Source organism: Citricoccus sp. (assembly GCF_035445025.1).
Lineage (GTDB): Bacteria > Actinomycetota > Actinomycetes > Actinomycetales > Micrococcaceae > Citricoccus.
Window position 1 is genome coordinate 26,173 of the sequence record NZ_DAOMPX010000020.1, and the last position, 24,501, is coordinate 50,673.

The 24,501-nt window shown below is 73.2% G+C and carries 20 protein-coding genes; 12 read left to right on the forward strand and 8 right to left on the reverse strand.

The window, feature by feature from the left end; translation table 11 throughout:
• Nucleotides 1-92: 92 nt before the first annotated feature.
• Nucleotides 93-773, forward strand: coding sequence for a 4a-hydroxytetrahydrobiopterin dehydratase (locus PLJ28_RS08385; RefSeq protein WP_298044625.1), 681 nt, complete (start codon nt 93-95; stop codon nt 771-773).
• A gap of 1 nt (nt 774) precedes the next feature.
• Here PLJ28_RS08385 and PLJ28_RS08390 read toward each other — a convergent pair whose 3' ends face one another.
• The 3 genes from PLJ28_RS08390 to PLJ28_RS08400 all read right to left on the reverse strand — a co-directional run bounded on the left by PLJ28_RS08390 (nt 775) and on the right by PLJ28_RS08400 (nt 3,236).
• Nucleotides 775-1,008 (reverse strand): DUF3107 domain-containing protein, encoded by a 234-nt coding sequence (locus PLJ28_RS08390; RefSeq protein WP_029139347.1) that lies wholly within the window; start codon nt 1,006-1,008, stop codon nt 775-777.
• A gap of 140 nt (nt 1,009-1,148) precedes the next feature.
• Nucleotides 1,149-1,769: a TetR/AcrR family transcriptional regulator gene (locus tag PLJ28_RS08395; protein ID WP_298044626.1), complete on the reverse strand. Its 621-nt coding sequence runs from the start codon at nt 1,767-1,769 to the stop codon at nt 1,149-1,151.
• A 96-nt stretch (nt 1,770-1,865) separates the two neighbouring features.
• Nucleotides 1,866-3,236 carry a glutamyl-tRNA reductase gene (locus PLJ28_RS08400; RefSeq protein WP_324590029.1) on the reverse strand — a complete coding sequence of 457 codons (1,371 nt, stop codon included), beginning with the start codon at nt 3,234-3,236 and terminating at the stop codon, nt 1,866-1,868.
• Between the two features lie 85 nt (nt 3,237-3,321).
• Between PLJ28_RS08400 and hemE the strand changes: the two genes are divergently transcribed.
• From hemE to PLJ28_RS08430, 6 genes are all read left to right on the forward strand, one after another.
• Nucleotides 3,322-4,452, forward strand: a complete 1,131-nt coding sequence (gene hemE / locus PLJ28_RS08405) for a uroporphyrinogen decarboxylase (RefSeq protein ID WP_298044629.1) — start codon at nt 3,322-3,324, stop codon at nt 4,450-4,452.
• Nucleotides 4,449-5,945 (forward strand): protoporphyrinogen/coproporphyrinogen oxidase, encoded by a 1,497-nt coding sequence (locus PLJ28_RS08410; protein ID WP_324590030.1) that lies wholly within the window; start codon nt 4,449-4,451, stop codon nt 5,943-5,945. The genes hemE and PLJ28_RS08410 overlap by 4 nt, the downstream gene beginning before the upstream one ends.
• A gap of 119 nt (nt 5,946-6,064) precedes the next feature.
• Nucleotides 6,065-6,790 (forward strand): hydrogen peroxide-dependent heme synthase, encoded by a 726-nt coding sequence (gene hemQ, locus PLJ28_RS08415; RefSeq protein WP_298044632.1) that lies wholly within the window; start codon nt 6,065-6,067, stop codon nt 6,788-6,790.
• Complete coding sequence (locus PLJ28_RS08420; RefSeq protein WP_502876482.1) at nt 6,790-8,058, forward strand: ferrochelatase; 1,269 nt, start codon at nt 6,790-6,792, stop codon at nt 8,056-8,058. The genes hemQ and PLJ28_RS08420 overlap by 1 nt, the downstream gene beginning before the upstream one ends.
• Complete coding sequence (gene hemC / locus PLJ28_RS08425) at nt 8,055-9,092, forward strand: hydroxymethylbilane synthase (RefSeq protein WP_183526961.1); 1,038 nt, start codon at nt 8,055-8,057, stop codon at nt 9,090-9,092. Before PLJ28_RS08420 ends, hemC begins: the two co-directional genes overlap by 4 nt.
• 40 nt (nt 9,093-9,132) lie before the next feature.
• Complete coding sequence (locus PLJ28_RS08430) at nt 9,133-9,960, forward strand: uroporphyrinogen-III synthase (protein WP_183526958.1); 828 nt, start codon at nt 9,133-9,135, stop codon at nt 9,958-9,960.
• Between the two features lie 85 nt (nt 9,961-10,045).
• Here the strand turns inward: PLJ28_RS08430 and PLJ28_RS08435 are convergent, their stop codons facing one another.
• The gene (locus tag PLJ28_RS08435; protein ID WP_183526955.1) at nt 10,046-10,963 is read right to left on the reverse strand and encodes an NYN domain-containing protein; all 918 of its coding nucleotides are present in this window, start codon (nt 10,961-10,963) and stop codon (nt 10,046-10,048) included.
• 133 nt (nt 10,964-11,096) lie between these two features.
• Between PLJ28_RS08435 and hemB the strand changes: the two genes are divergently transcribed.
• Nucleotides 11,097-12,083: a porphobilinogen synthase gene (gene hemB / locus PLJ28_RS08440; protein ID WP_298044635.1), complete on the forward strand. Its 987-nt coding sequence runs from the start codon at nt 11,097-11,099 to the stop codon at nt 12,081-12,083.
• Entirely contained in the window at nt 12,083-13,486 is a 1,404-nt protein-coding gene (gene hemL, locus PLJ28_RS08445; protein WP_221243368.1) for a glutamate-1-semialdehyde 2,1-aminomutase, read from the forward strand. Before hemB ends, hemL begins: the two co-directional genes overlap by 1 nt.
• A 107-nt stretch (nt 13,487-13,593) precedes the next feature.
• On the opposite strand, the gene PLJ28_RS08450 is transcribed toward hemL, so the two are convergent.
• The 4 genes from PLJ28_RS08450 to PLJ28_RS08465 all read right to left on the reverse strand — a co-directional run bounded on the left by PLJ28_RS08450 (nt 13,594) and on the right by PLJ28_RS08465 (nt 17,192).
• Nucleotides 13,594-14,463, reverse strand: a complete 870-nt coding sequence (locus tag PLJ28_RS08450) for a MetQ/NlpA family ABC transporter substrate-binding protein (RefSeq protein ID WP_183526949.1) — start codon at nt 14,461-14,463, stop codon at nt 13,594-13,596.
• A 40-nt stretch (nt 14,464-14,503) separates the two neighbouring features.
• Nucleotides 14,504-15,181, reverse strand: a complete 678-nt coding sequence (locus PLJ28_RS08455; RefSeq protein ID WP_183526946.1) for a methionine ABC transporter permease — start codon at nt 15,179-15,181, stop codon at nt 14,504-14,506.
• Nucleotides 15,178-16,227, reverse strand: coding sequence for a methionine ABC transporter ATP-binding protein (locus PLJ28_RS08460; RefSeq protein ID WP_298044639.1), 1,050 nt, complete (start codon nt 16,225-16,227; stop codon nt 15,178-15,180). The genes PLJ28_RS08455 and PLJ28_RS08460 overlap by 4 nt, the downstream gene beginning before the upstream one ends.
• A 242-nt stretch (nt 16,228-16,469) precedes the next feature.
• A complete protein-coding gene (locus PLJ28_RS08465; protein ID WP_298044640.1) occupies nt 16,470-17,192 on the reverse strand; it encodes a 3'-5' exonuclease in 723 nt (240 codons plus the stop codon).
• Nucleotides 17,193-17,263: 71 nt separating this feature from the next.
• Here PLJ28_RS08465 and PLJ28_RS08470 point away from each other — a divergent pair, with 71 nt between their 5' ends.
• Genes PLJ28_RS08470 through PLJ28_RS08480 form a run of 3 tightly spaced genes read left to right on the forward strand, consistent with a single transcriptional unit; the run spans nt 17,264 to nt 24,473 of the window.
• Nucleotides 17,264-17,692, forward strand: a complete 429-nt coding sequence (locus PLJ28_RS08470; RefSeq protein ID WP_324590031.1) for an MGMT family protein — start codon at nt 17,264-17,266, stop codon at nt 17,690-17,692.
• Between the two features lie 8 nt (nt 17,693-17,700).
• On the forward strand, nt 17,701-21,039 hold the full coding sequence (locus PLJ28_RS08475) for an ATP-dependent helicase (protein ID WP_324590032.1): 3,339 nt from the start codon (nt 17,701-17,703) through the stop codon (nt 21,037-21,039).
• Entirely contained in the window at nt 21,036-24,473 is a 3,438-nt protein-coding gene (locus PLJ28_RS08480; protein WP_324590033.1) for an ATP-dependent DNA helicase, read from the forward strand. Before PLJ28_RS08475 ends, PLJ28_RS08480 begins: the two co-directional genes overlap by 4 nt.
• Nucleotides 24,474-24,501: the final 28 nt, after the last annotated feature.

The following is a 24,501-nucleotide window of genomic DNA, read 5'->3' on the forward strand; positions in this document are numbered from 1 at the left end:
CACACCCTACCGGCGGGTCGGGGCATTCCGGCGGGCCCTCGTGGCCTGCAGGTCGTTGACCGATCGCGGGGGTGGACGGCACGGTGGGGTGCATGACTGGCAAGGGAATCCTCACCACCGCCGAACTCGACGACGCCCTGTCCGGGCTGCCGGACTGGCGGCGCCGGAACACCGGGATCTACACCGCCTACCGATGCGCGGACAGCGCCGCCGCGGTGGACCTGATGGGCCGCATCGCCGCCGTGTGCCAGGAGCTCGACCACCACCCGGACCTGGACTGGCGGTACGACCACCTGTTCATCGACTCGTCCAGCCATGACGCCGGCGGTGCCGTGACCAAGCGGGACGTGCGGCTGGCCCGGAGGATCTCCGAACTGGCCGCCGACGCCGGGGCCACGCCGGTGCCGGCCGAGAACCGTACCTACGACCTCGCCCTGGACACCCGAGACCCGTCAGCGCTGGAGGACTTCTGGACCACGGCCCTGGGGTACCGGAGGAACGAGCGGACCGGAGACCTGCGGGATCCCTGGGGGCGCGGGCCGGGGCTCTGGTTCCAGCGGACCGACACCCCGGACCCCCGCCCGATGCACGTGGACGTCAACGGCCCGCGGGACGGCTGGGACCCGGTGCGCGCCGCACTCACCGAACGCTCACGAGACCAGCGCGAGGACGCCACCTTCGCCCCGCGCTGGTGGATCTACACCGACGCGGACGGCAACCGGGTGTGCCTGTGCAGCGGCGAGGACGACACCGGCGACGACGCCGACGGCTAGGTCAGGCGCTCGGGGCTGCGACGAAGCCCACGGGGCGGGCGGCCTCGGTGCCGATCTCCACGTAGCCGATGATGCCGGCGGGGATCATGACCAGGCGGCCCTTGGTGTCCTTCAGCCGCAGCATGCCGCCGTCGGAGATGGCGTCGGAGACCAGGCGGGCGACGTCCTCGTTGCTGGCGTCCGATTCGATGACGACTTCGCGGGCCACGTTCTGCACGCCGATGCGGATCTCCATGGCGGTCTCCTTCAGTAGGTCACGGGCCGTCCAGGGGGGACGGCCGGGCTGCTCTTACGTCGCCAGACTAGGCGAAAACCGGCGCTCGACGGGCGGATGCGCCGTTTCTTCGGCTGGCGGCGTAACGTGCCGCCGGCCGGTCAGCCCTCCTTGGGGAACCGGCTGATGCCACGCCAGGCCAGCCGGAAGGCGAGGTCCGCGGCGCTCTCCAGGTCCGGGCGTCCCTCCTGGCCGGCCTGCCCGGCCCAGTGGCGGGACGCGGACTGCGCGAGACCGGCCAGGCCGTGGCCCAGCAGCAGCGCCTCCTCCCGCGATAGCCGGGTGTCCGCGGCGATGATCTCGGCGATGTCCGTGGCGAAGCGGTGGTCCATCTCCTCGACCCGGCCGGCGACCTCGGGGTCGTTGTTCAGCCCGGAGTCGAAGATCAGGCGGTAGGCACGGTCCGGCCGGTCCACGAACTGGAAGCAGGCCCTGATGGTGGCCAGGACCCGCTCCTTGTTGTCCGTGGTCGACCCCAGCGCGTCGGAGAGGGCGCCCTGCAGGAGCGTCAGCTGGGTGTCCATCAGGTCCAGGAAGAGCTCGTGCTTGCCGGGGAAGTGCTGGTAGAGCACCGGCTTGGAGACGGCGGCCGCCACGGCGATGTCGTCCATGGAGGTGTCGTGGTAGCCGTGCTCCACGAAGACCTGCTGCGCGGCCTCCAGGAGCTGGCGCCGCCGCTCCTCGCGGGGCAGCCGGGACTGGCGCATGGGGCTGGAGGTCACGGTGAGGCCTTTCTGCACGGGTACGCCCGGTCAGGACGGTGTCGAGGAGTCTACCGGCCGGTAGGACGGTGGGGGAACGCCGGTCGTCGGGGCCGGTCAGGCGATCCGGGGCGAGGCGGCGAGGGCGTCCGGCAGGGCGTCCTCGCGCGGGTCGCCGACCGGGCAGGACCCCGGGGCGCCGTTCGCAGCGGAGGGCGAGACGTCCAGGCCGAAGAGGACGTTCAGTGCGTTCTCGTACTCGTCGAGGCGACCCTCGGCGGCGAGTTCCTTGGCGCGGACGGTCGGCTCGTGGAGCATCTGCCGGACCATGCGACGCAGGGCGAACTCGACCTCCTCGGCGGCCGCGGTGCACCCGTGCCGGCTGCGCACCCGTTGCATCTCGGAGTCCAGCACCCGCTGCGTGTGCCGGCGCAGGGCCACGATGGCCTCATTGGCGCTGCGGGACTTGCGCTCCTGCAGGAAACCGTCCACTGCGCCGTCCACGAGCTGCGCGGCGGCGGTCAGGGCGGCCTGTTGTCCCTCCGGCGCGGCCATCTTCACCGATTCCAGGGTGATGAGGTCCACGCCGGGCAGGTCGGCGATGGCGGGGTCGAAGTCATGGGTCAGGGCCAGGTCCAGGACGGTCAACCGGGCGGTGACACCCTCGCGCAGGCGCCGCAGGGTCTCGGCCTCGAGCCGCCGGTCACCACCGGAGCAGCCGATGATCACGTCGGCCTCCGCGATGGCCCCGTGGATCTTCTCGCCCCCCAGGGCCAGGGCCCAGCCACCACGGTCGGCGACGAAGGCCTCCGCGCGGCCCGAGGACGAGTGCACGCCCACGTTGGCGGCGCCGCGATCGGCCAGCTGGGCCAGCGTGGTCCCCGCGTAGGCCCCGGTGCCGATCAGCAGGATGTTGGCGTCCTGCCAGAAACGCTGGGCGCCGACCACCGAGGTGCCGGCCCGCATGCTGGTGGCCAGGTCCAGGGCCACGGAGACGATCGAGCGGCCCGCCGTGCCCAGGGCGGTGTGCGTGCCCACGTCCTTGGCGGTGCGGGTGGCGGACTCGAAGAGCTTGGTCAGGGTCCCGGTGGCGGTGCCGGATTCCCGGGCGGTGCCGAGCGCGCGCCGGACCTGGCCGGCGATCTCGCGCTCTCCCACGACGGCCGACTTCAGCCCGGCGCCGACCTCGAACAGGTGCCGGACCGCCGCGTCACCGGCGAGGGTCCGGAACGAGGAGGCGACGGCGTCCGTGGACAGGCCCGATCCCCGGGCGATGGCCTCGACGAGCTCCTGGCGGGCCTGGTCCACGGATCCCTCGTCCGGGGCCTCGGCATAGATCTCCACCCGGTTGCAGGTGGCCAGCACGACCGCCCCCTGGGCGGTCGAGGTGGGGATGGCTGAGGCGACCTCGTCGGTGCCGTTGCTCAGCTGCGCCACCGTGTCGAGGTCAAGGTCGGTGTGCGAGGCAACCAGGGAAAACAAAGTCACAATGCGAGCGATTCTACCGCCTGTAGAGCATGGGGGGCCACCGGACCTGCCGGTCAGCGGAAACACGGGCGGGTTCGATGGAAGAATGGGCGCCATGCCTTCCTCCACCGCCCTGCCCGCCGACCACCCGCTGATCACCACGGACCCCGCCCGCTCGACGGCGTCGTCACCGCTGATCACCGCCTACCGCGGCGGTACCCCGTCCCGGAAGCCGGTGTGGTTCATGCGCCAGGCAGGGCGTTCCCTGCCGGAGTACCGTGCCCTGCGTGAGGGCACCGACATGCTGGAGTCCTGCCTGAGGCCCGCGATGGCCTCGGAGATCACGCTGCAGCCCGTGCGCCGGCATGACGTGGACGCCGCCATCTTCTTCTCCGACATCGTCATCCCGCTGAAGCTGGCCGGCGTCGACGTCGACATCGTGCCCGGCACCGGTCCCGTCCTGGGCGCCGCCGTGCGCACCGCCGAGGACGTCGCGGCCCTGCCCGAGCTGACGGACGAGGCCCTGGAACCCATCCGCGAGGCCGTGCGGCTGACCGTGGCCGAACTCGGCTCCACCCCCCTGATCGGCTTCGCCGGGGCGCCGTTCACCGTGGCCGCCTACATGGTCGAGGGCCGCCCCTCGCGCGACCACCTGGGCCCGCGGACCATGATGCACGCCGACCCGGAGACCTGGAACGCGCTGGCCGCATGGGCCGCGGACGCCTCGGGCCGGTTCCTGCGCGCCCAGATCGAGGCCGGGGCCTCGGCCGGCCAGCTCTTCGACTCCTGGGCCGGGTCGCTCTCCCTGTCCGACTACCTGGAGTACGTCCAGCCCCATTCCGCCCGGGCCCTGTCCCACGTCCAGGACCTGTCCGGTGAGACCGGGGTGCCCCTCGTGCACTTCGGCACCGGCACGGGGGAGATCCTGCCCGCCATGCGCGACGCCGGCGCCTCCGTGGTGGGCGTCGACTACCGGCTCCCCCTGGACGAGGCCCATCGCCGCCTGCAGGCCAGCCCGGGAGCGGACGGCCGCGGCGCGGTGCCCCTGCAGGGCAACATCGACCCCGCACTGCTCTCCGCTCCCTGGGAGGTGCTCGAGGCACACGTCCGCGAGGTCGTCGAGACCGGCCGGGTCGCCCCCGGGCACGTCGTGAACCTCGGCCACGGCGTGCCGCCGACCACGGACCCCGAGGTCCTGACCCGGGTCGTCGGGCTCATCCACTCGCTGCAGCCGTGAGGTCCGGCACCGAGGCGCACGACGGCCACCGCGGTCCTAGACGGGCCGTCGTCGTCGGCGGCGGGATCTCCGGGTTGCTGTCCGCCTGGGAGCTGGCCCGTTCCGGGCACGAGGTGACCCTGCTGGAGGCCACGGCCACCCTCGGGGGCTGCGTCGCGCCCGTCCGCGCCCCGTTGCCGGACGGCACGGAACTGGTCCTCGACGCCGGCGCCGAGTCGTTCGCGGTCCGCACCCCCGCCGTGCGCGGACTGATCGAGGAGCTCGGGCTCTCCGACGCCGTCGTGAGCCCGAACCCCGTGGGCTCGTGGATGTACCTGCCGGGCCCGGCCGGAGGCGGCGGGCGGGCCGTCCGCTCGCCGCGCGTCGGGATCCTGGGCATCCCCGGGGACCTCGACGCCCCCGAGGTCGCCGAGGCCCTGGGGGCCGACGCGCTGGAACGGGCGCGCCGGGACCTCGCCCTGCCGGTGGGGCGCTGGGAGCGGGCCCTGCGCGACGGCGGCCCGGTCACCGTCGGGGCGGTGGTGCGGGACCGGATGGGCGAGGGCGTGCTGCAGGTCCTCGTGGCGCCGGTCGTCGCCGGAGTGCACTCGGCAGACCCGGACACCCTCGACCTGCGGACCGTCGCCCCGGGCCTGCTGGAGGCGCTCGTGGCCGAGGGGTCGCTGGCCCGGGCGGTGGCCGCCCGGCGCGCCGCCGCCCCGCCCGGTGCCCTCGTGGCCTCCCTGCGCGGGGGGATGAACACCCTGACCGCGGCCCTGGCCCAGGCCCTGCGGGACGCCGGGGTCTCGGTCCGGACCGGGGTCCGCGCGACCGGGCTGGACCGTGCCGCGGACGGGTGGACCGTCTCGGCGCGCACGCAGGACGGCACGCACGAGACCCTGTCCGCCGGCCGCGTCGTCCTCGCCACCGACGGGCCGGCCGCCTGGGACCTGCTCGCCCCCGTGGCCGGCGGTGCCCTGACCGAGGCGGACCGCCCGGCCGAGGGGGCCGGGGTCGCCCTGGTGACCCTGGTGGCCGACGCCGCCGGGCTCGACGCCGCCCCGCGGGGGACCGGCCTGCTGGTCTCCCCGCAGGTGCCGGCCGACGTCGTGGGTGCCAAGGCGATGACCCACGTGACCGCCAAGTGGGACTGGGTCCGGACGGCACCGCACCGGCACGTGCTGCGCCTGTCCTACGGTCGCGTCACGGACGCCCCGGACGCCTCCACCCCGGGATACGGCACCGGCGACCGGGAGCTGCTGGCCCGGGCCGTGACCGACGCGACCACGCTGACCGGCGTGGACCTGGCCGGCGCGGTGGTGCACTCCTTCGTCGTGCGCTGGCGATCCGCCCTGCCCGCGGCGACCACCGCCCACCGGGCGGCGGTGCGCAGCGTCCGGGACTGGCTGGACGGGCAGGACGGCCTGGACGCCGTCGGCGCCTGGCTGGCAGGGACCGGACTGGCCGCCGTCGTGGGGGACGTCCGGCGCCGGATCGGTGCGGGCGAGACCTGAGGGGTAGGCTGGACACGCCGTTCTACCGGCTGTAGAAGCCGGTGCGCGGCAACGACCACGGCAGCGCGGTGCACCGCACGTGCCCGACGCCACACGGTGACAACACAGGAGTTGTGACGATGACCGAGAACCAGGCAGCAGCGGACCCCGAGGCCGGGAGCGCCGAGCACGTCGAGTGGTTCACCACCTACACCGTCTTCGCCCGGAACGGGTCCGGCCAGGGCGGGGCACACACCGAGGCCGAGCGCCAGCGGGCGGTGAAGCAGTTCGACGCCGCGGTCGCCGGGCTCGCCGAGCGCGGCGTGACGGTCCGGGGCACCTACGACGTCTCCGGCATGCGCGCCGACGCGGACGTCATGGTGTGGATGTACGGTCACGTCCCCGAGGACCTGCAGGCGGCCATCAGGACCCTGCGCCGGACCGAGCTGCTGGCCGGGACGCAGATCGTGCTGTCCGCGATGGGCTCGGACCGGATGGCCGAGTTCAACAAGGACCACGTGCCCGCGTTCGCCATGGGCCGCGAGCCGCTGAAGTGGCTGTGCTTCTACCCCTTCGTCCGCTCCTACGACTGGTACACCCTGGAGCCGGCCGAGCGCGGCCGGATGCTGAAGGACCACGGGCTGCTGGGCCGGGACTTCCCCATGGTCTGGGCCAACACCACGAGCGCCTTCGCCCTGAACGACTGGGAGTGGCTGCTCGGGCTCGAGGCGCCGAGGCTGAACCACCTGGTGGACATGATGCGCCACCTGCGCAACAACGAGACCCGTCACTACGTGCGCGAGGAGGTCCCGTTCTACACCGGACGCCTGATCTCCTCGGCCGAGATCGCAGAGGTGCTGGCCTGATGAGCGAGAACACCACCGGAACCGCCGGGCAGTCCTTCGACCCGCGCACCGGGTACGACGAGAACGGGGTCATGGCGCCCAAGGCCTACGACGCCGTGCTGCTGGCCTCCTTCGGCGGGCCCGAGAGCCAGGACGACGTGATCCCCTTCCTGCGCAACGTCACCCGGGGCCGGGGCATCCCGGACGAGCGGCTCGAGGAGGTGGCCACCCACTACCGGGCCAACGGCGGGGTCAGCCCCATCAACGCGCAGAACCGCGAGCTGAAGGCCGCGATCGAGGCGGAGCTGGCCGCCCGCGGCATCGACCTGCCGGTCTACTGGGGCAACCGCAACTGGGACCCCTACGTCCCCGAGACGCTGGAGCGCATCTACGCCGACGGCCACCGCCGGCTGCTGACCGTGGCCACCTCGGCCTACTCCTGCTACTCCTCCTGCCGCCAGTACCGCGAGGACCTGGGGATGGCCCTGCGCTCCACCGGCCTGGAGGGCAAGCTCGAGGCCGACAAGGTCCGCCAGTACTTCAACCACCCCGGCTTCGTGGAGCCCTTCGCCGAGGGACTGCGCACCGGGCTGGCCGAGATCCGTGCCGATCTCGCCGAGGCGGGCCGGGCCGGGGGCCGGTTGCACCTGTTCTTCGCCACCCACTCCATCCCCACTGCCGACGCCGAGGCCGCCGGCCCGCGTCCGCTGGCCGCGGAGCTGCAGGAGAGGACCGGGCTGAAGCCCGGAGAGGGCAACGGCGCGGACGTCTACTCCGCCCAGCACCTGGACGTGGCCGAGGAGGTCCTCAGGCTCGTGCCGGAGGCCGAGGGCATCGACTGGTCGCTGGTCTACCAGTCCCGCTCCGGCGCCCCGCACGTCCCGTGGCTGGAACCGGACATCAACGACGCCATCGAGGAGCTGGCTGCGCGGTCCGGCGAGGACGGCACGGAGCCGCTGGCCGGCGTCGTGGTCATCCCGCTGGGCTTCGTCTCGGACCACATGGAGGTCGTCTGGGACCTGGACACCGAGGCCCGGGAGACCTGTGAGGAGCTCGGGCTGGCCTTCCGCCGGACCCCGACGCCGGGCACCCACCCCTCGTTCGTGTCCGGCCTGGTAGACATCGTCGAGGAGCGGCTGGGCACCCGCGAGGGCCGCGCCGCCGTCGGCTGCTTCGGCCCGTGGTACGACGTCTGCCGGCCCAACTGCTGCGTCAAGGTCATGCGGGACGGGACCGTGCGGCCCACCGTGGCCGCCGTCGACTCCGAGGTGGGGGTGCCGTCCGCGTGAGTGGTGCAGACACCGGCTTCACCGTCGGCACCCGCGGGTCGAACCTGGCCCGGACCCAGACCACCACGGTGGCCGAGGCGCTGGCCGTCGGGTCCGGGCTGGAGTACGAGCTGCGGATCATCCGCACCGAGGGGGACGTGACCACCGGGTCCCTGGCCTCTCTCGGTGGCACCGGTGTCTTCGCCTCCGCGCTGCGCGCCGCCGTGCTCGACGGCGACGTGCAGCTGGCCGTGCACTCGCTCAAGGACCTGCCCTCCGCCCAGCCCGCCGGGCTGCGGATCGCCGCCGTTCCGCCGCGCGTGGACGTCCGTGACGCCCTGTGCGCCCGGGACGGGCTGACACTGGCCGAGCTGCCCGAGGGGGCCACGGTGGGCACCGGCTCCCCGCGCCGGGTGGCCCAGCTGCTGGCCGTCCGCCCCGACCTGAGGGTCGTGGACATCCGCGGCAACGTCCAGACGCGACTGGCCCGGGTGCCGGGACTGGAACAGCACGACGACCATGCACCCGCCGCGGCCGGTTCCCCCCGGGGCGACCTGGACGCGGTGATCCTGGCCTGCGCCGGCCTGGACCGGATCGGGATGCAGTGGGCGATCACCGAGCGGCTCGCGCCGACCGTGATGCTGCCGGCGCCCGGCCAGGGTGCCCTGGCGGTGGAGTGCCGGCCGGAGACCGCCGATGCCGGTGACGCCCTGGCCCAGGCGCTGGCCGGGTACGACGACCCCGTCACGCGGTTGCAGGTCACCGCCGAGCGCGGGTTGCTCGAACGCCTCGAGGCTGGCTGTGCCGCACCCATCGGCGCCCTGGCCCGCGTGGAGAAGGACCCGGCCCGGTTGGTGCTGGACGCCGTGGTGGCCGCCACCGACGGCAGCCGGGTGCTGCGCAAGCACGCCTCCGTGGAGCTGCCCGCCGTGCGGATCCGGTTCGAGGACGGGGCACCGGACGAGGAAACCCTCGCGGCGGCCCGGGCCCTGGGCATCGAGGTGGCCGAGGCGCTGCTGGCCGACGGCGCGGACCTGCTCCCGGCCGACCGCTGACACGGATGCCGGGACGGTGCTCGTGACCGGACGGGTCGTCATGACGCGCCAGCCCGCCCAGGCCGGGGACGTGGAGGCCGGGCTGCGCGAGGCCGGGTGGACGGTCCGGTTCCTGCCGCTGACCGACTTCGAACTGCCGGCCGACCTCACGGACCTGCACGCGGCCGTGGACCGGCTGCGTGCCGGGGGCTACGCCTGGCTGGTCGCGACCAGTCCCAACACCGTGCGCTCGCTGGTCCGGGCCGGTTGGGACGGATCCGTGCCGGCGGGCACGCGGGTGGCCGTGACCGGACCGGGGACGGCCCGCGTGCTGGCCGGGGCCGGATGCCCCGCGACCCCCTGGATGCCCGACGGCGACGCGTCCGCCGCGGGGATCATCGCCGGGTTCCCGGCCGCACCGGGGGCGGCCTCCGCCCGCGGGGCCGGGGGCTCCCGGGAGACGGCGCGGGTGTTCCTGCCCCAGTCGGCCCTGGCCACGGACGAGGTGGCCACGGCGCTCCGGTCCCGCGGCTGGGACGTGCAGCGGGTGGAGGCCTACCGTACGGTGCCGTACCCGGCGGCGCCGGAGCGCCGCCTGCTGGCCGGGACGGGACGCGCCCCCGCGGCGGACGGTCCGGGGGGAGCGGTGGTGGGCCTGCCGGACCTGTCCGGCGCCGTCGTCGTGCTGACCAGCCCGAGCGCCGTCCGGGAACTGTCCCGCCACCCGGACGGACCAGGACCCGCCGGTGTCCGGTTCGTGGCCATCGGCCAGCCCACCCGGCGGGCCGCCGAGAGGGCCGGGATCGAGCTGATCGGCACCGCCGCCAGCCCGGACGCCGCCGGGCTGCTGGCGGTGCTCGGCCGTCAGCCGGCCCCGCGCTCACCCTGACCCAGGACCCCCGCCCACGGAACCTCCGCCCGGTCCGGGGTCCGCGGACCGGTCCCGTCAGCCGGTGACCCGCGGCGCCGGGCCGTCACCTGCGGCCGGCCCGCCGTTTCAGGGCGACCTGCATGTGACCGCCCTCGGTGCGGTGCTCGAGGTAGGGCTGTTCGGCCACCAGGGTGCTGAGCTTCTGGTGGCCGAAGTCGCGCGGGTCGAAGTCCACGTGGGCGCGGCTCAGGTGCTGGCCGACCCGGCTCAGTCCGGCCCAGCCGTCGTCGTTGCTCGTGGCGTTGACCGCCTTGACCAGCGCGCTCTCCAGGTTGATCCGCGGCGCCTCGGCCTCGCCGGCGCCGTTCGTCTCCTCGGTCCCGGGGGCCTCACCGGTGCCGGTCGTCTCTCCGGTCCCGCGGATCCCGCCGTCCGGCGCCGCCGCCGCGGGGACACCCGATACCGCGGGCACATCGGCCACGGAGCCGGTGCCGGCCGCCGCCTGGGCCCTGCGGCTCCGGCTCCGGCCGGTCGAACCGCCGGTCGAGGGTTCGGCGGCACCGGTGGACTCACCGTCACCGAGCAGCTCGAGGTAGATGAACTGGTCCACGGCATTGCGCAGCGACGCCGGGGTCTTGCGCTCACCCAGGCCGATCACGCGCTTGCCGGACTCGCGCAACCGGGTGGCCAACCGGGTGAAGTCCGAGTCGGAGGACACCAGCGCGAACGCCTCCACGTTGCCCATCCACAGCAGGTCCATCGCGTCGATGATCAGCGCCGAGTCCGTGGAGTTCTTTCCCGTGGTGTAGGAGAACTGCTGGACCGGCTGGACGGCCAGCCGGTTCAGCTCGTTCTTCCAGCCGCCCAGCTGGTTGGTGGTCCAGTCACCGTAGGCGCGCTTGATGGTGGGCGTTCCGTAGGTGGCCAGTTCCTCCAGGACGGCGCCGGCGTGGGTGGCGGAGACGTTGTCGCAGTCGATGAGCACGGCGATGCGGGTGGTCGCACTGGAGGAGATGGTCATGCCCCTCACCCTACTGGCCCCGGGTCCGCCGGACCCGTCCGTGGCGAGGCCTCCGGATCGGGGCGGCACGGGAGAGGAAAACCCCATGGCTCACTAGACTGGTCTGGCACCACCGTCGAGCCCAGAGGAATCCATGTCCTTCCCCACCCACCGTCCGCGCCGCCTGCGCCAGTCCGCCGCCATGCGCCGGCTGGTCGCCGAGGTCCGGATCCACCCGGCCGACCTCATCCTGCCGGTCTTCGTCCGGGAGGGTGCCACCGAGCCGATCCCGCTGCAGTCCATGCCGGGGGTCGTCCAGCACACCCAGGACTCCCTGCGCTCCGCCGCCGCCGAGGCCGCGGAGCTGGGCCTGGGGGGCATCATGCTTTTCGGCGTCCCCGAGACCCGGGACGCCACCGGTTCGGCCTCCCTCGACCCTGCCGGCGTGCTCAACGCCGGCATCCGGGCGGTCAAGCAGGAGGTCGGGGACTCCCTCGTGGTGATGTCGGACCTGTGCCTGGACGAATTCACCGACCACGGCCACTGCGGCGTGCTCACCGCGGACGGCGTGGTGGACAATGACGCGACCCTGGAGATCTACGGCCGGATGGGCGTGGCCCAGGCCGAGGCCGGGGCCGACATGGTCGGCCCCTCCGGCATGATGGACGGCCAGGTGGTCGTCATCCGCCAGGCCCTGGACGACGCCGGCCACCAGGACACCGCGATCCTCGCCTACGCCGCGAAGTACTCCTCGGCGTTCTACGGCCCCTTCCGTGAGGCGGTGGACTCCCAGCTGACCGGCGACCGCAAGACCTACCAGATGGATCCCGCCAACCGGCGCGAGGCCATGCTGGAGGTCTCCCTCGACCTGGACGAGGGTGCCGACCTCGTCATGGTCAAGCCGGCCATGAGCTACCTGGACATCCTGCGGGACGTGGCCGAGGTCTCCGACGTGCCGGTGTCCGCCTACCAGATCTCGGGGGAGTACGCGATGATCGAGGCCGCCGCCGCCAACGGTTGGATCAACCGCGACCAGGCGATCATCGAGTCCGTGCTGTCCATCCGGCGTGCCGGGGCGGACAGCGTGCTGACGTACTGGGCCAGCGAACTGGCCCGCTGGATCAAGGAGGGAAGGCTCTGATGTCGGAGACCACGGAGACCACGGAGACCACGGAGACCACGGAGACCACCGGGACCACCGGGCAGGCACGCGCCGGCGCCCCGTCGCCGTCCACCAACGCGGGGATCTACGAGGCGGCCCGTACCGTCATCCCCGGCGGGGTGAACTCCCCGGTCCGGGCCTTCGGCTCCGTGGGGGGCACCCCGCGGGCCATGGTGAGGGCCCAGGGTGCCTACCTGACGGACGTCGAGGGCAACGAGTACGTGGACCTGGTGTGCTCCTGGGGGCCCATGCTGCTGGGACACAACCACCCCGCCGTGGTGGACGCCGTGCACCGTGCCGTGGACGCCGGGCTGTCCTTCGGCGCCTCCACGCCGGACGAGGCGCGGCTGGCGGCCCTGATCGCGTCGCGCGTCCCCGTGGACCGGGTCCGCATGGTCTCCACCGGCACCGAGGCGACCATGACCGCCGTGCGGCTGGCACGCGGGGCCACGAACCGGAACCTCATCGTGAAGTTCGCCGGCTGCTACCACGGGCACTCGGACGGCCTGCTGGCCGCCGCCGGTTCCGGCGTTGCCACCCAGGCCCTGCCCGGATCCGCCGGCGTCACCGGGGCCCAGGCCGCCGAGACCCTGGTCCTGCCCTACAACGACCGTGCCGCCCTGGAGGAGGCCTTCGCCGCACGCGGTGACCAGATCGCCGGGATCATCACGGAGGCCGCCCCGTGCAACATGGGCGTGGTCACCCCCGCCGAGGGATTCAACCGGTTCCTGCGCGAGATCACCGAACGCCACGGTGCGCTGCTGGTCTGGGACGAGGTCCTCACTGGGTTCCGCGCCTCGGACACCGGCTACTGGGGACTGTCCGGCAAGCCGGAGGGATGGACCCCGGACCTGTGGACCTTCGGGAAGGTGATCGGGGGTGGGATGCCCACGGCCGCCGTCGCCGGCCGCGCCGAGGTCATGGACCTGCTGGCACCGCTCGGACCCGTCTACCAGGCCGGGACGCTCTCGGGGAACCCGGTGGCCATGGCCGCCGGCCTGGCCACCCTGCAGAACGCGACGGAGGACGTCTACGCGACGATCGCCCTGCGCTCGCGGCAGCTCGAGGACCTGCTCGTGGGCGCGCTCGACGAGGCGGGGGTGGACCACTCGATCCAGCGGGCGGGGACGCTGTTCTCGGTCGCCTTCGGCACGTCGGAGCGCGGTGTGCACGACTACGCCGACGCCCAGGCCCAGGACGTCCACCGGTACGCCCCGTTCTTCCACGCGATGCTCGACCACGGGGTCTACCTGCCGCCGAGCGTATTCGAGGCCTGGTTCGTCTCGGCCGCGCACGACGACGCCGCCATGGAGCGGATCGCCGCGGCCCTGCCGCACGCGGCGCGGGCCGCGGCGCAGGCCCAGCCCGCCACGGGATCCTGAGGCCGCCCCCGCGGGTGGGGCCGGCGTCGGGATCCCCGACGCCGGCCCGGTCCCGGGGATGACGAAGGGCCGGTACCCCGCGGGGTACCGGCCCTTCGTGCCTGCGGTCAGAAGGCCGGGGTGACGTCCCCGCCGGGCCAGGTCTGCTCGATGTAGGACTTGACCTCCTGGGAGTGCAGGAGCTCCTCCAGCTTCTCGATGGCGGCGGTCTTCTCACCGGCGCGCCAGGCCAGGAAGTTCGCGTACGGGTTCTCCCCGGAGATGTCCTCCACCACCAGGGCGTCGTCAAGGGTCATGCCGGCCTGGATGAAGTAGTTGCCGTTGATGATGGCCAGGTCGATCGCCGGGTCCTTCACGATCTGGACCAGGATCTCCGGCTGGTTCTCCTCGAACGTCAGCCCCTTCGGGTTCTGCTCCTCGGACAGGGTGAGGGCGGCGGAGTCGTCCTCGATGCCCGAGAGCAGCCCGGCGGACTCGAGCATCTTCAGGGCCCGCGGCTGATTGCCGGGGTCGTTGGTGATCGCGACGGTGGCGCCGTCCGGGATGGACTCGACCGAGTCGTGCTTCTCGGAGAACGCCGCGTAGGGCTCGATGTGGATGCCCTCGCCGTGCTCGAACTCGTACCCCTTCTCCTCGACCTGGGAGTCGAAGAACGGCTCGTGCATGTAGTAGTTGGCATCCGAGGAGCCCTCGTCCAGGGAGACGTTGGGCAACTGGTAGTCATCGAACTCCTGGATCTCCAGGTCGATTCCCGTGCCCTCGGTGAGGTTCTCGTCCACGTACTCCAGGATCTGGGCGTGCGGGACAGGGTTGGCGCCGACCTTCAGGACCACCGGGTTGGCCGGGTCCAGGGTGGCGTCCGCGGACGGGGAGGCGTCGCCGCCACCGGCACCGCAGCCGGCCAGCGCGCCGACCAGCAGCAGGCCACCGGCACCGAGCAGCGAACGACGGCGCAGCGGGGAGGTGTTCTTGGTCATCGGGTTTCCTTCGGATTGATGCGGGGATGGGGGAGGGAGGTCAGCGATGGTCCACGGCGCGGACGATCCGGTCGCCGACCCACTGGATGAGCTGGACGAGGATCACCATGATGACGATGGTCGCGATCATCACCGCGGTGTCGAAGCGCTGGTAGCCGTAGTTGTAGGCCAGGCGTCCCAGGCCGCCACCGCCGATCAGGCCGGCCATGGCGGAGTAGCCCACGAGCATGACGAGCGTGGTGGTGATGGAGGCGACCAGCCCGGGCATCGCCTCGGGCAGCAACACCTTGCGCACGATCTGGCCGCGGGTGGAACCCATCACCCGGGCCGCGTCCACCGTCCCGGAGGGCACCTCGCGCAGCGAGGTCTCCACCAGCCGCGCGAAGAACGGGGCCGTGCCGATCGTCAGCGAGACGCACGCGGCGATCGGGCCGATCGAGGTCCCCACGAGCCAGGCCGTGAAGGGGATGAGCGCCACCATCAGGATCGCGTACGGGATCGAGCGCGTGACGTTGATGACCGCGGACAGCAGCACGTGCAGCCAGGACACCGGCCGCAGGCCACCGGGCGCCGTGACGTGCAGGATGACGCCGAGGGCCAGGCCGATCACCAGCGTGAAGACGCCGGCGATGCCGACCATCACGAGGGTCTCGACGAGCGCCTCGGGCAGGGCCTCGGTCAGGGCGGGGTTGGCCAGGAGTTCCTGGAACCAGTTCACTGTGCACCTCCAAGGTCCTGGGCGGTGCCCTGGGCGGTCTCCACCTGGGTCCGGGTCCGCTGGGCGGCCCGGTAGCCGTTCTGCTCGAGGAAGGCCACGACGGCTTCCGTTCCGTCCGTCCGGTCGTCCGCACCGTCCGGCAGGGCCAGCAGGTGGTGGGCGAAGCGCACGCCGGCGAGGTCCTCGACCGAACCGGCGAGGACACGCACGCCGTGGCCGAAGCGGTCCTTGATGACCGCGCTGACCGGGACGTCGGCGGCCGGTCCCTGACCGAGGACCTCCACGAGGGACCCGGCGGTGTCGAGGGCGGCCTCGGGGAGTGGGAGCAGGGCGGCGGACAGCCGTGAACCCAGGTCGGACGCCACCTCGGTCAGCGCACCGCCCTCCACGATCCGGCCCCGGTCCAGCAGGGACACCGAGGTGCAGATCTTCTTGACCACGTGCATCTCGTGAGTGATGACCACCACGGTCAGCCCGAGCCGGTCGGACAGGTCGCGGATCAGCTCCAGGATGCCGTCCGTGGTCGCGGGGTCCAGTGCCGAGGTCGGCTCGTCGCAGAGCAGCACGCGGGGGTCGGAGGCCAGGGCGCGGGCGATGCCCACCCGCTGGCGCTGGCCGCCGGAGAGCTGGGAGGGATAGGAGGACTCGTAGTCCTCGAGTCCGACGAGACCCAACAGCTCGCGGGCGCGGGCGGTGCGGGCGGCCTTGTCCTGACCGGTGACCTCCAGGGGGTAGGCCACGTTGCCCAGGACCGTGCGCGAGTCCAGCAGGTTCGCGTGCTGGAACACCATGCCGATCCGGCGCCGGGCCTGCAGTAGGTCACGGTCGGCGGCGGTGGACAGGTCGGACCCGTCGATCGACACGGAACCGGAGGTGGGGCGGTCCAGCAGGGTCAGGCAGCGCACGAGCGTGGACTTGCCGGCACCGGAATGGCCGATGATGCCGTGCACGGCACCGGTGGGCACGGTGAGGTCGATCCCGTCCAGGGCCACCACCTCACGCTCACCCTGCCGGTAGACCTTGCGCAGGTCACGGATCGAGATCATGCAGTTCCTTCGGGTTGGCATCGTTGCTGTCGGCACGGTCGGCGCCCGCAACACGGGGTCGCCGTCGGTGGACGGCGACTCACCATTCAATCAAGCATGCACGCCGGGCGCAGGCGTGATGGGCCGGTTGTCCGTCTCACGGTGACATACCCGGTTCCCGGGGCGTCCAGACCACGACGACCGGGCCCAGAATGACGTTTCGTGACGACGCGGGACCGTGAAGAGGATTCTACCCGGGTGCCTCAGCGGGCGATGACCGGCCAGTCGCCGTTCACCACGGCGGCCGGGTCCTTGCGGCGCAGGTAGTCCTGGAAGCTCGCGGACTGCTCCGCCTTCCACGCCGCCTGCTGGGCGTGCAGGGTCTCCAGCGGCACCTGCAGCTGCGGGTACTTCCGGGCCAGGCAGTCCGCCACCCCGACGGCGGCCAGGGAGTCCGCCGCGGAGGTGTGCGCGTCCAGCAACTGCACCTCGTAGAGGGAGCAGACGTCCGTGAGGGTGCGCTTGCCGCGGCGGTACCGGTCCACCTGCTTGTCGATCACGTAGGGGTCGATGATCCAGCGGTTCGGCAGCGGTTCCAGCCCCCGGCGCGCCAGCTCCCGGTCCATGACGGTGAAGTCATAGCAGGCGTTGAAGGCGATGACCGGGATCCCGGCGTCGAAGAAGTCCCGCAGGGTCTCGGCGATCTCCACGATGCCGACGTCCGCCGGCAGGCCCTCGGCCCGCGCGCGCTCGGTGGTGACACCGTGCACCGCCGCGGCCTCCGGGGGGATCGGTATCCCCGGGTCCACGAGCCATTCGTAGTTCGCGGCCAGGTTGCCGTGCGGGTCCACCACCACCAGCGAAGCGGTGACCACCAGGGCGGTCTCCGGGTCCCGTCCCGTGGTCTCCAGGTCGAAGCCGACCCGGATCTGCTCGTGCCACGGCGTGGGCTGGGCTGCGGGGGCGTTGGCTGGGACGTCGCTCACCCCCTCACCGTACCGTCCGGGGCGGACGCGCAGCACCGCGGGACCGGGCGCCGTGCGGTGCGGATGGCACCATGTCACCTGTGGAGCACACCGCCGGTCCCGGCTGGCCCGAGGGACCCTACGAACTGTCCGAGGCGCTCGTGCTGGCCGCCGGGCTGGTCCCGCCCGGCCGGGCGATCAGCTACGGGGAACTGGCGCGGCTGCTGGGCGCCGGCGGGCCGCGGCAGGCCGGCCGGGCGATGTCGATGGCCCCGGACGGCACCCCCTGGTGGCGGATCGTGCGCGCGGACGGGACGCTGCCGGCGTCGCTGTCCGCCCGGGCCGCCCCGCGGTACCGCACCGAGGGAACCCCGCTGAAGGGCACCGGCGGGCCCGCCGACGGCGCCGGCCCGCGCGTGGACCTCGCGGCCGCGCGGTGGGTCCCGGACACGGCGGCGCTCGCACTGCTGGCCCGGTTGCGGGCCGGCTGGGTCCCTAACCCGTCCGGAACGGCTGATTGAATACACCCATGCCTGCCGAAACCCCTCCCGCCGCGTCCTCCGGAACACCGACGTCGTCCGGGGCACCGACCCAGGGCCTGCGCCTGACCGGTCCGGCGCAGGTCCGCGCCGAGGCGTTCGTCCCGGACCGGGACCAGCAGCGGGTGCTGGACCTCGCGCCCGGGCACGGTCCAGTCCTGGTCCTCGGCGGACCGGGCACCGGACGCAGCTCCGTGGCCGTGGAGTATGCCGCGCGCCGGATCGAGGGTGGCCTGGACCCCTCGGCGTTGCTGGTGCTCGCCCCCACCCGCCAGTCCGCGGCGAGGCTCCGGGACGCCCTGTCCGTCCGGCTGGACCGGGGCGGGCGGGGGACCCGCTCCGCCACGCCGGTCCGGACCTGGGCGGCCTATGCCTTCGACCTGATCCGGCGGGCCAGGGTCGGCGGATACCTGCCGACCGTCCAGCGCACCCCGCGGCTGCTGTCGGGCGCGGAACAGGACACCGTCATCGCCGAGCTCCTGGAGAGCTACGCCTCCGAGGCCCGCTCCGGCCCGGACTGGCCCGGGGACCTGTCCGAGGCGGTCACCACCCGGGGGTTCCGGCGTGAGGTCCGGGAGCTGATCGACCGCACCAGTGAGTACGGCGTGGAGCCCGGGCGCCTGGAGGAACTGGGGGAGCAGTACCGGCGGCCGGAGTGGAGCGCGGCGGCCGTGCTCTTGCAGGACTACCGGGACCGCCTCGACCTGGGCATGGCCGAGGCCTTCGACCCGGCCGGCCTCCTGACCACGGCGAGCAGGCTGCTCGAGGAGAACCCGGACCTGCTGGACGCCGAGCGGGCCGGACTGCCGGTGCTGGTCATCGACGACCTGCAGGAGGCCACCCCCTCGGTGCACCGGCTCATCCGCCTGCTGGGAGGGGGACAGGACGTGGTGGCGACCGCCAGCCCGGACACGGTGGTCCAGGGCTTCCGCGGCGCCCGGCCCGACCTGGTCCACGACTACCCGGACTGCCTGGTGACCCGCCGGCCACCCGTGGGCCCGACCGGTGCACCCGAGGGCCTGACCCTGACGCTGACCGTGGGCCACCGGATGGGTCCGGAGGCGCTCACCGCCTGGCAGCGGGTGGCCCGGCGCATCCCCGCCCAGCCCGGGATGCTGGAGGTCCGCCAGGACCTGGCGCCCCGGGAAGACGCCGCGGCGGGAGACGTCGCCGTGCACCTGGTGGCCTCCCCGGCCCATGAGCAGCACCTCGTGCTGCAGCAGCTGCTGCACCTGCACCACCGGGAGGGCATCGCCCTGGACCGGTTGGCGGTCATGGCCCGCTCGGGACCCCTGGTGGCGGAACTGGGGCGGTTCCTGGAGTCCGAGGGCATCCCCGTGAACCACTCCCTGTCGGACACGGTGCTCAAGACCGAGCCGGCCGTGACGCCGTTGCTGTACCTGCTCCGGACGGTGTCCGCACCGCCGGGCAGCCCCGAGTCCGCCCCGGACATCGATCGGGCGCTGTGGCTGGCCGGAGGCCGCTACGGCGGGGCCACCGCCCTGCACCTGCGCCAGCTGCGCCAGCGACTGCTCCGGGACGAGCGCGCCCGGGGAGGCACCCGCGCCAGCACCGAGCTGATGCTGGCCGCCCTCGAGGACCCCGGCTCCCTCGACCACTACCGGCTCTCCGGAGCCGGGCTCCAGCGCATCGCCCGCATGGTGGCCGCCGGACGCGCGGCGGCACAGGATCCCGCCGCCACCGCGGAGACCGTCCTGTGGGCCCTGTGGGAGGCCTCCGACCGTCCTGGCCGCTGGGAACGGGAGGCGGTGGCCGGGACCGGAGCGGACGCCCGGCGTGCCGACCGGGACCTGGACGCCGTCGTCGGGCTCTTCCAGGCCGCCGAACGCTACGTGGACCAGTTCCCGGGAGCCTCGGCGCTGTCCTTCGCCGACTACATGGAGGCCCAGGACCTGCCGATGGACTTCCTGGCCTCCACCGCCCGGCACGAGGGGTCCGTCTCCGTGCTGACCCCGGCCACGGCCGCGGGGCAGGAATGGGATGCGGTCATCATCGCGGGGCTGCAGGACGGCATCTGGCCGAACACCCGGTTGCGTGGACAGCTGCTGGGGGCCGGTGACCTCGCGGACATCGCCTCCGGGCGCGGCACGATCGCCGACAGGCGGTCCCGCACCGCCGAGGTCCGCCAGGACGAACTGCGCAGTTTCTCCACCGCGGTGTCGCGGGCCCGCCGGACCGTGATCGGCGTGGCGGTCGCCTCCGAGGACGCCCAGCCCAGCGACTTCCTGGACGTCCTGTCACCGTGGCGTGAGGTGGAGACCACCCGTCCGCTGACCGATGTCCCGCCACCCATCACCGCCACGGCGCTGGTGGCCGGGTTGCGGCGACGGCTGGAGGAGGCCGCCGCCCAGCCGGTCGGGGACGGTACGACGGCGCCGGAGCCGCTCGAGGCCGGGCTCGCCGAGGCGGCCTCTGCCCTGGCCCTGCTGGCGGCGCAGGGCATCCGGGGCGCGGATCCGGCCGACTGGTGGGGACTGCTGCCGCTGTCCACGCGGGAACCCCTCGTGGACGTGGCCACCACCGCGATCCCCGTCTCGCCCTCGAGGGTGGAGACCGCCCTGAAGTCCCCGTTGAACTGGTTCCTGTACCAGGCCGGCGCCCAGCCGGGCAGCACGCAGGCGCAGTCGATCGGCACGCTCATCCACGCCGTCGCCGAGGCCCACCCGGACGGCCCGGCCGAGGCGCTGGCCGCGGAACTGGAGCGGCGCCTGCCGGACCTCGGCCTGGAACCGGGCTGGGAGTCTGAGCGCATCGAGGCCGAGGCCCGCCGGATGCTCGAGTACTTCGTGTCCTACCTGCGCCAGATGGCCAAGGACGGCCGGTCACTGGTCGACGTGGAGCACCGGTTCCACCAGGAACTCGAGCGCGGGGGGCTGAGGGTCCGCATCAACGGCAGCATCGACCGGCTGGAGCGGGACGCCCAGGGACGTCCCGTCGTCATCGACCTCAAGACCGGCCGGCACGAACCCTCCAAGGCAGACCTGCTCCAGCTGCCCCAGCTCGGGGTCTACCAGGCGGCGATCGCCGCCGGGGCGGTGGACGGGCAGGACTTCGACCGGCCCCAGGAACCGGGCGGGGCGGCGCTCGTGCAACTGCGCACCAAGAACAAGTCGGTCAAGGTCCAGGACCAACCGGCACTGGCCCCGGACGACCAGTGGGCACTCGACGAGGTCTTCACGGCAGCAGCCAGCATGGTCGGCCCGGAGTTCCTCGCGGTCCACGGCGGGCCGGACAACCCCGGGTGTGCGCTGCCCGCCGTGTGCCCCATCCACAGCGACGGAAGGCAGGCCACCGAATGGCACCGATGACCCAGGAGACCACCGTGGCGCCGTACACGCCCGAGGACCTCGCCGAGCGGCTGGGCCAGTACGCCCCGACCCCGGAGCAGTCCGTGGTGATCAGCTCCCCGCTCGAACCGCGGCTCGTGGTGGCCGGCGCCGGCTCGGGCAAGACGGCCACCATGTCGGACCGCGTGGTGTGGCTGGTCGCCAACGGCCTCGTGGCCCCGGACCAGGTGCTCGGGGTGACGTTCACGCGCAAGGCCGCCGGCGAGCTGGCCCACCGGATCAACCGCAAGCTCGACCTGCTGGCCGAGACCGGCATCGAGGTCGAGGGGGCCGAGGAGGCGCCCGCCCGGGCCAGCGTCTCCACCTACCACTCCTACGCCCACACCCTGGTGCGCGACCACGGCATGCGGATCGGGCTGGAACCGGACACCGGGATGATCGGCGAGGCCCAGTCCTACCAGATGGTCGCCCGGCTGGTCCGTGCCTACGAGGGGGACCTGGGCTTCGCCGACGCGGCGTCCTCCACCATCGTGCGGGGCGTCATCAAGCTGGCGGCGGACTGCGCCGAGCACCTGGTGGAGCCGGAGGCCGTGGAGGAGTTCCTCACCCGGATCCACGACGCCGGGGCCGCCCTGCCCTACAGCGAGAAGCAGGTCGAGGGCAGCCACGCCAAGGTCACCTCCCTCCTCGGCATGCTGCGCCTGCGCCGGGTGATGTCCCACCTGGTGGCGGACTACCGGGCCGCGAAGGACGAGGCCGGGGTCATGGACTACGGGGACCTGGTGCGGTACGCGGCACGCATCGCGAGCGAGGTCGAGGCCGTGGGGGAGATCGAGCGCTCGCGCTACCGGGTGGTGCTGCTGGACGAGTTCCAGGACACCTCTCACGCCCAGCTGGAGCTGTTCCGTGGGCTGTACGGCCGCACCGGCCACCCGGTCACGGCCGTGGGCGATCCCAACCAGTCCATCTACGGCTTCCGGGGGGCCTCCGCGGGGCAGCTGTTCGCCTTCCCCGGCCAGTTCCCCGTGCCGGATCCCCGGGGTGGCGCCCGGCCCGCCCCGGTCAGCTACCTGACCACGGCGTGGCGCAATTCGCTCAACGTCCTGGCCGCTGCCAACACGGTGGCCGGCCCGCTGCGCAGCGAACCGGTGAACGGGATCGAGGTGAGGCCGCTCGCCCCGTCACCGGTCGCGGGGGACGGTGAGGTCCGGGTGTCCTGGCTGCCGGACTCCGAGCAGGAGGCGGCGGCCGTCGTGGAGGCCCTCAAGGACGCCGCGGACGAGGACCTGCCGGTGGCCGACCGGCGGACGCGCGCCGTGCTGTGCCGCACCCGCCGGCAGTTCGAACCGCTCATGGAGGCCCTGGACACCGCGGGGGTGCCCTACGAGGTGCTGGGTCTGTCCGGGCTGCTGTCGATCCCCGAGGTCGCGGACGTCATCGCCGTTCTGCAGGTGATCTCGGATCCGCGCCGTTCCGACCACCTGATGCGGATCCTCACCGGACCCCGCTGGCGTATCGGCACCGCCGACCTCATGGTCCTGCAGGAACGGGCCTCGGCCCTGGCCCGGAACCGGCGGCGCGCCGAGCCGGACACCGGGGTCGAGGCCGCCGGGGACGAGGACGCGGCGAACCAGGACACCTCGCCGGAGGAGGAGTCCGAGGCCGCCTCCCTCGTGGAGGCACTGGACTGGCTGCCCGAACCGGGCTGGACCTCCGGGTCCGGCCGGGCGTTCAGTGCCGAGGGCCGACGCCGGCTGGAACGGCTGGCGGGCGAGCTGAGGGCGCTGTCGGGACAGACCGGCCTCGAACTGCCGGCCCTGATCCGGCTGGTGGAGAAGACCCTGGGCCTGGACATCGAGGTGCTCGCCCGCCCGGGCGTCACGGGTGTGGCCGCACGCCGGCACCTGGATGCCTTCCTGGATGCGGCGCGGGACTTCTCCCACGGCGCGGAGGAGGGGTCCAGCACGGACCTCACCGCCTTCCTGGCCTGGCTGGAGGCGGCCGAGGAACGGGAGAACGGGCTGGGGATCACCGGGGTCGAACCCCGCCACGATGCCGTCCAGCTGCTGACCGCACACGCGTCCAAGGGACTGGAGTGGGACGTCGTCGCCGTGCCGGGCATGGTGGACGGCCAGTTCCCCGGCACGACGTTCGACACGTGGACCGCGCACGGCAGCGGGCACCTGCCGTGGGACCTGCGCGGTGACCGGGAGAGCCTGCCGCACTGGTCCAGGGACTGGGCCACGCAACAGGACTGGGCCGGCCACGCGGCCGGCTGGTGGCTCAAGCACCAGGAGGCCTACCCGGATTCCTACCGGGACCTGGCCGCCGCCCACCACCTGCAGGAGGAACGCCGGCTGGCCTACGTGGCCTTCACCCGCGCCCGGACCCTGCTGCTGGTCAGCGGCAGTCACTGGCGCGGGTCGAACAAGACCCCGGCGGAACCGTCGGTGTTCCTGGCCGAACTGGCCGAGCGGGCCGGCACGCCGGAGGTCGCACGCGGGACGTGGACGGCACCGGAGGAGGCGGGGGAGATCAACCCGTTCGCCGGACGGAAGCTCACGGCGTGGTGGCCGTTCGACCCGCTGGACGGGCCGGTGGTGCGGGTCATGGACCCGGAGGCACCCGATGACGAGGACCGCGCCAGCCTCCTGCCGCCCCGGGCCCGGCCCCGCCGGGCCGCCCTGGAGACGGCGGCGGACTGGGTTCGGCAGGCGGACCCGCTGGTAGTGGTGGACGGGGGAGCGACCGACCTGACACGCCAGGCCCAGTGGGTCCTGGACCGGGCCACGCCGGTGAACCACCGCGGGGTGACCGTGGAGCTGCCCAGCCACATCAGTGCCTCGACCTTCGTGGAGATGGCCGGCGATCCCGAGGCCCTGGCCCGCCAGCTGCGGCGGCCCATGCCCCGGCCGCCGGCGCACGCCGCACGCCGCGGGACGGCGTTCCACAGCTGGGTGGAGGACCACTTCGGCAGCACCGGGATGCTCGACTTCGAGGATGCGGAGGACTCGGCGGACCATTGGGTGGAGGATGCCCTGGACCTGGAGCCGATGAAGCAGAGCTTCCTGGCCAGCCGCTGGGCGGACCGGGTGCCCGTCGTCGTGGAGCCCCCCGTGGAGACCACGGTCGGGGGCGTGACCCTGCGTGGACGGATCGACGCCGTCTTCCGGGAGGGTGGTACCAGCGATGCCTTCGACGACCCCCAGGCGCGCTGGGAACTCGTGGACTGGAAGACCGGTGCCGTGCCGCGCGGCCGGGACCTCGAGGTCAAGTCCCTCCAGCTGGCCGTCTACCGGCTCGCCTGGTCACGCCTGCACGGCATCCCCCTGCAGAACATCAGCGCGAGCTTCGTCTACGTTGCCCACGGGGTCGAGAAGTCGATGCACGACCTCGCCGGCGAGGAGGACCTCGAGCGGATCCTGGCGGACGCCATCCGGCCGGCCGGGAGCTGAGCCGGCCGGGAGCTGAACCGGCCGGGAG